The sequence below is a fragment of the Magnetococcales bacterium genome (assembly GCA_015231925.1).
GTDB lineage: Bacteria > Pseudomonadota > Magnetococcia > Magnetococcales > JADGAQ01 > JADGAQ01.
The window spans coordinates 1-5,204 of sequence record JADGAQ010000240.1 but is presented as its reverse complement, the minus strand read 5'-3'; the positions used below and the strand labels follow the sequence as shown (position 1 = coordinate 5,204).

The 5,204-nt window shown below is 54.3% G+C and carries 3 protein-coding genes; all 3 read left to right on the top strand.

From position 1 onward, the window contains the following. Nucleotides 1–276 precede the first annotated feature (276 nt). The 3 genes from HQL56_17920 to HQL56_17910 all read left to right on the top strand — a co-directional run bounded on the left by HQL56_17920 (nucleotide 277) and on the right by HQL56_17910 (nucleotide 5,028). Nucleotides 277–1,686, top strand: a complete 1,410-nt coding sequence (locus HQL56_17920; protein MBF0311395.1) for a hypothetical protein — start codon at nucleotides 277–279, stop codon at nucleotides 1,684–1,686. Nucleotides 1,687–1,821: 135 nt separating this feature from the next. Continuing rightward, nucleotides 1,822–3,192 carry a DUF1311 domain-containing protein gene (locus HQL56_17915; GenBank protein MBF0311394.1) on the top strand — a complete coding sequence of 457 codons (1,371 nt, stop codon included), beginning with the start codon at nucleotides 1,822–1,824 and terminating at the stop codon, nucleotides 3,190–3,192. Between the two features lie 27 nt (nucleotides 3,193–3,219). Further along, entirely contained in the window at nucleotides 3,220–5,028 is a 1,809-nt protein-coding gene (locus HQL56_17910) for a hypothetical protein (protein ID MBF0311393.1), read from the top strand. Nucleotides 5,029–5,204 lie beyond the last annotated feature (176 nt).

Genomic DNA, 5,204 nt, shown 5'->3' with positions numbered 1-5,204 from the left:
GCTCCGCCTCCAAACCTCCGCCGGGGGGGATAATCCCCCCCGGACCCCCGTATTAATCAAAGGACCAACGCTTGAGGTTCAGCCCCCCCCCGCCGATAATCCCCTTCGAACCCCCGTATGCCGGAAAAGACCACTGAAATCAACATCCAAAGATGGAAGGTGTATAAGACGGGTAAACAAAGACAGGTACAACTACGTAGAAATTACTGCCTGGAAACCTGCCTGAAATTACGTTAGGATACTATCCTTTAAAGTACACTTAATGGAGGGGGATCAATGGGGAAGCGAATATGGCTCTATTCCATATTGCTGGTTCAATTCATGTCTCCTGCATTGGCCCTTGGTGAGGCCCCGGTGGTTGACCCTGCAATGCTTGAACGACTCGGGTGGGAACGCACCCGGAGGGCAGAGCAACTTGAGCAGGAAACCGGCCGTCTGAAGGAGATGCTTCCTAAGGAACTCCAGGGTGAGGTGAATTCTTTGGATTCGACATGGCGGGAATACATCGAGGCGGAATGCCGTCTGGCTGTTCCATTTGATGAGGCGGTATTGAAGGGTGCCGAGATTCCGGAAGCGGCTTTCATTAAATGCCAGATCAGGGAGGCCGCTCAGCAGGTCGCCCGACTGCAAGGTGCTGTGAAAAGCTGGGCCAAAGATCATCCGGAGCAATCATCGGGGCGGGAACCGGTTCAGGCGGGGCAGATCGCGACGGGGACCAAGCCCGGACCTGGGGAAGGCAGAGTCGCAACTTCCGGGCAGGTGGTCAGCGCCGGAGTCACATCCAATCAACCGGACCGGAGAGGGCGCCCGGTGACGGAATGCTCGCCACTGACCGATCTGCCGGAGAATGTCGAGATTCATCTGATAAACATAGTCCAGGGGTTGCACCCGACATTACGCCGGCTTCCCGATGAAGTGGAATCCCCGCATTTCAGCGAAGTCGTGGTCAACCTGCCGGGGGTGCCGGTTGTGTTGGTGCTGGGGGCCAGTTATCCGGCCATCTGGGCGGTGCGCACCACTCCGGGAACGAACCTGGTTGCCGTGGTGGCAGGCGGGCGTACTTCGCTGGAGGTCTATGGCCTTGATAAAACAGTCATGGTTCGTCGCTTTCTATCGCTCCCCTTTCACGGCGCGGCTCCAGAATGTTTTTTCAATGACGCTCAGGTGTATGGCCAGCTTGACCAGGTGCAGAAAAGTATCAAGATAATCACGGGAAGGGAGTTGACCCGGTACTACGATACCCCGACAGGAAACCGCTTCGTCGTTGGGCAGAAGGAAGGAATCGACGAAAAGAGCCTCCGTTTCGTTGCACCTCAGGATGGCAAAGACTATTCAGATCTTTTTTCCCCCCTGCCACATGGCCAGGCAGGGCTTCAGGAGTTGATCCGACAGGGCAAGATACGCCTGTCCACCCAGGAGGATATCCAGTTGTGGATCAAGGCCGCCCGCGAGCGCGATAAGGCCGAGCCTTCGGATTGGTTGAAAACGGTTTTGAAGCAGAAAGGACATGTCTATTCGATCCTGACGCGCACTGTTTTGCCGGAGGTGCTGCGAGAGGATCATTTCTCCAATTTCATCCTGTTACCCGGTGTGCTTCCACCACCGGACTACGGGGCAAACTCAAATTTCTACGAGGTGTCCAGCGGAACCTGCTTCTCGTCTGGTGGGCGGCGCTGTCCGCAATGACGCGCTTCGTTTCCGGCCAAAGGATCGGGATCGAGGGCGCCCTTGGCCGTGGGATGGGTCGAGTGCAGGTGGCCGGGTTCCGAGAGGGTGCTGCGGCCCTTCGCGATCGGCAATGCAGAGTGGGAAGGAGGAAACATGTACCGTCAGATTTGTGCCGGATTCTTGATGATGGGAGCCTTTGTTACGTCAAGCCACGTTGCGCAGGCGTTTCAACCGCCGGGGGCGGGGGCGCGGCATGAGAAGGCGATGAACCAGCAAAAGGCCTTGATCAACCACCGCATTGCCAATCTGAAGCGGATTCTGCCCGAAAGGATCAACGCAATGCTCACGCAGCATGATTCGACATGGGAAAAATATCAAGAAGAGTTCTGTCGTTTTGAAAGCCGTTTTTCAATCAGCGACCAACAGGAAAATCGGGAAGACAATGTCGGCGCGTATGATCAATGCCTTCTCCGGACGACCAGGCAGTATGCCGACCAGTTGCAACAATTTGAAAATCAATGGGTAAAAAACAATCCGCCGCAAAAGGGACCCGGCTCGGGAGCGTTGAAAGCTCACAACTTGGCTGAGCTGCCGGGTTTGGCATTTCCTGTATCGGATAAGGGTTCAAACAGGCCGCGGCCCGAATGTTCCCCATTGACCAACCTGCCGGAGAATGCCGAGGTCCATCTCGTGGCAGCCCTAAGGGGGATCAAGTCATCCACGCGCCAATTGGCCGATGCCAAGTACCCGACGCGAACGAGCGAGGTGGTCGTCAACCGGCCCGATGCCAAAATCGTTCTCGTGCTGAGCGGTAATGAGCCGATCATCTGGGCGGTACGCACCATGCCGCGCACCGAAATTGTTGCCGTTGTTCTGGGAGGTCAATACCCCCAGGAAGTCATCGGGTTGCCTCCGGGAACCCCGATGCAAAAATATATTGCCACGGAGTTCCAAGGCAAACCTCCTGAATGCTGGAAATCATTTTGGTTTAATGGTACTAAAAATGAGTTGAGCACGATGATAAAAAAGGTAGAGAATTATACGGGGCGGACAGCCAATCTGATTTACCTTTACCCGAATAATCAGAGATATATCATTGGCGGTTCGGCTGGGATCGAGGAGAGCGCCCTGATCTTTCACGCTCCGAAAGATAGCCAAACTCCAGTAGTCTTCAGCAGGCTGCCACCCGGGCAGGAAGGCCTCAGAGAATTGGTTCGCCAGGGCAAGATCCGCCCCGCGAGCAAAGAGGATATCGAATCCTGGGTTGAGGCGGCAACCTCTCGTTTCAAGAAATATAACCCTGATGACTCGACTAAAGTAACCAGACATGGTTTGAATGCAAGTGATAGTTATGCAATCCTTGGAGAAGTTGTTCTGCCTGATTTGAAGGGGGTTGGGGTAAGCTCTTTCATTATCCCCAAGGGGGTTCCAAAGCCGGACGCTGCAGGGAATCGTGTTCACTTCTATGATGTGGAGAGTGGAACCTGCTCTATTTCGGATGGAAATGGACGTTGCCCCGAGTAGACCGACTGGGCCAACGGATTCTATAAAATGAATAACCAGACCCCTTCTCAGGAAGAATTAGGCATCCAAAGTAACATTGGAGGAATCATGATCAAGCCGGTTTGGCTCCTTGCCTTGCTGTTGTCTCAAACCGTCACACCGGGCATCGCCAGTGATGATCGGGCGGTGGTTTCGGACAAAAGGCTGGAGCAGATGAAGAAGGCGCGCAACGAGGGAATCCTGTTGGCTGAGTATCGGCTAAATAACCTTAGGCGGATTCTGCCGAAAGAAGGTATCGTATCTCTAGAAGAGTATAACGAAATATGGAAAAAACAATCTGAAATTTCATGTCGTCTTGAGCGATTTTATTCAAAAAGAAGATCATCCAGTGAGTCCGTCAGCGAAAATCTGGCGTTGATGATGTGTCTTAGCCAGGCATCAATGCAGTATGCCAATCAGCTGCAGACCTTCGAGACCAGATGGGTGATGAACCATGTCGCCCCGTCATCTTCCCGAAAAACATCCGAAGATGTTGAAAAGGGCGGCAGAATCGTCAATGAATCATCCTATGGTGATATGGTCCGCCAATCTGACCCAGAGTATGACAAACAAAAAGCTTTGGCGACGTATCGACTCGACAACCTGCGGCGAATCGTTCCGGATGAAGTTAAAGTAATCCTCGATGACTATAATGCTGTGATAAATCCGTACAATATTGCGTATTGTAAGGTGTCAAGCTATTTTCAGGGGGAGGAAAATCTTTCGCGAATACGAGAAAATGGTGGTTCGGTATCGATGTGGTGCCAGTCCGGTCAATTAAGGCAATATATTAACTATCTGGAAAATTTTGAGAGGCAGTGGGTGAAGGACCATGCCGGTCCGTCATCTCCCGACAATTCGACGAAGTCTGATGGAGCGGATCGTCCGGTGGTGCGGGATCCGTCTCAAGGGACCGCTTCCCGTGGGATTGCCAAGCCGTTGCCGGAATGTGCCCTGAGTCATCTTCCGAAAAATACCGAGGTCCATCTGGTGGGGAATTATGAGGGCTTAAAGCCGACCGTGCGGCAGATACCCGAACAAAGCCACGCCACCCGTCTTAGCGAGGTGGTGGTGAACCTGCCCAAGACCCCCGTGGTGCTGGCGTTAAGCGCTTATGATCCGGTGGTCTGGGTTGTTCGCACCACACCGGGCACGGAGATCGTCGGCGTGGTTCTCGGCGGCTATTATCCTCAGGAGGTATTGGGGATCGAATCCACCGTCCCCGTCAGGAAGCTGTTCTTTTCAAACGCCAAGCCTGGCGGGGAGGGTTGTGGTAAATACTTTTCCGTTTACAAACTCAACGAGGAGCTGGACCGTGCCGCCTCGTTGCTGGAGACGTTGACCGGAAAACCCTTGACCCGTTTCCATAACACTCCTCAAAACCGACGTTTCGTGGTTGGCAAGGCAGAGAACCTCGATGAAAAATCATTGCAATTTGTCGCACCCAAGGACGGAAAGGACTACTCCGATCTCTTCAGCTCGTTGCCGCCTGGGCAGGAGGGGTTGTTGGAACTGGTGCGGCAGGGCAAGATACGTCCCGCCACCGATGAGGATATGCAAAGCTGGATCGATGCCGCCAGTGCGAAACTCAAGCATCTCAATCCCGATGCACGGGTGAAGTCGGCGATGTTGGTCAAGGAATGGACATTTACCGTTTTGGAGGGAACCATTCTTCCGGCGGGGTTGGCTGGGGCACTCTCCAGATCGTTCATCATTCCGAAGGGGGTTCCCGTGCCCAAGGGGGAAGGCGGACACAATCGGTTTTACGACGTAGCCAGTGGTACGTGCATTATGGCGTCGAATTTTTCCTGTCCGTAACACGGAGTGACCCAAATACGGGGGTCCGGGGGGAGGTCACCCCCCCCCGGCGGGGTTCAGGGCAGCGCCCCGAGGTGTTGACTGGCTGGGGCGGTTCGCGGCAGCCGATTATGGTGCGAAAGAAAATACGGGGGTCCGGGGGGGATTATCCCCCCCGGCGGGGTCTGGGGCGGAGC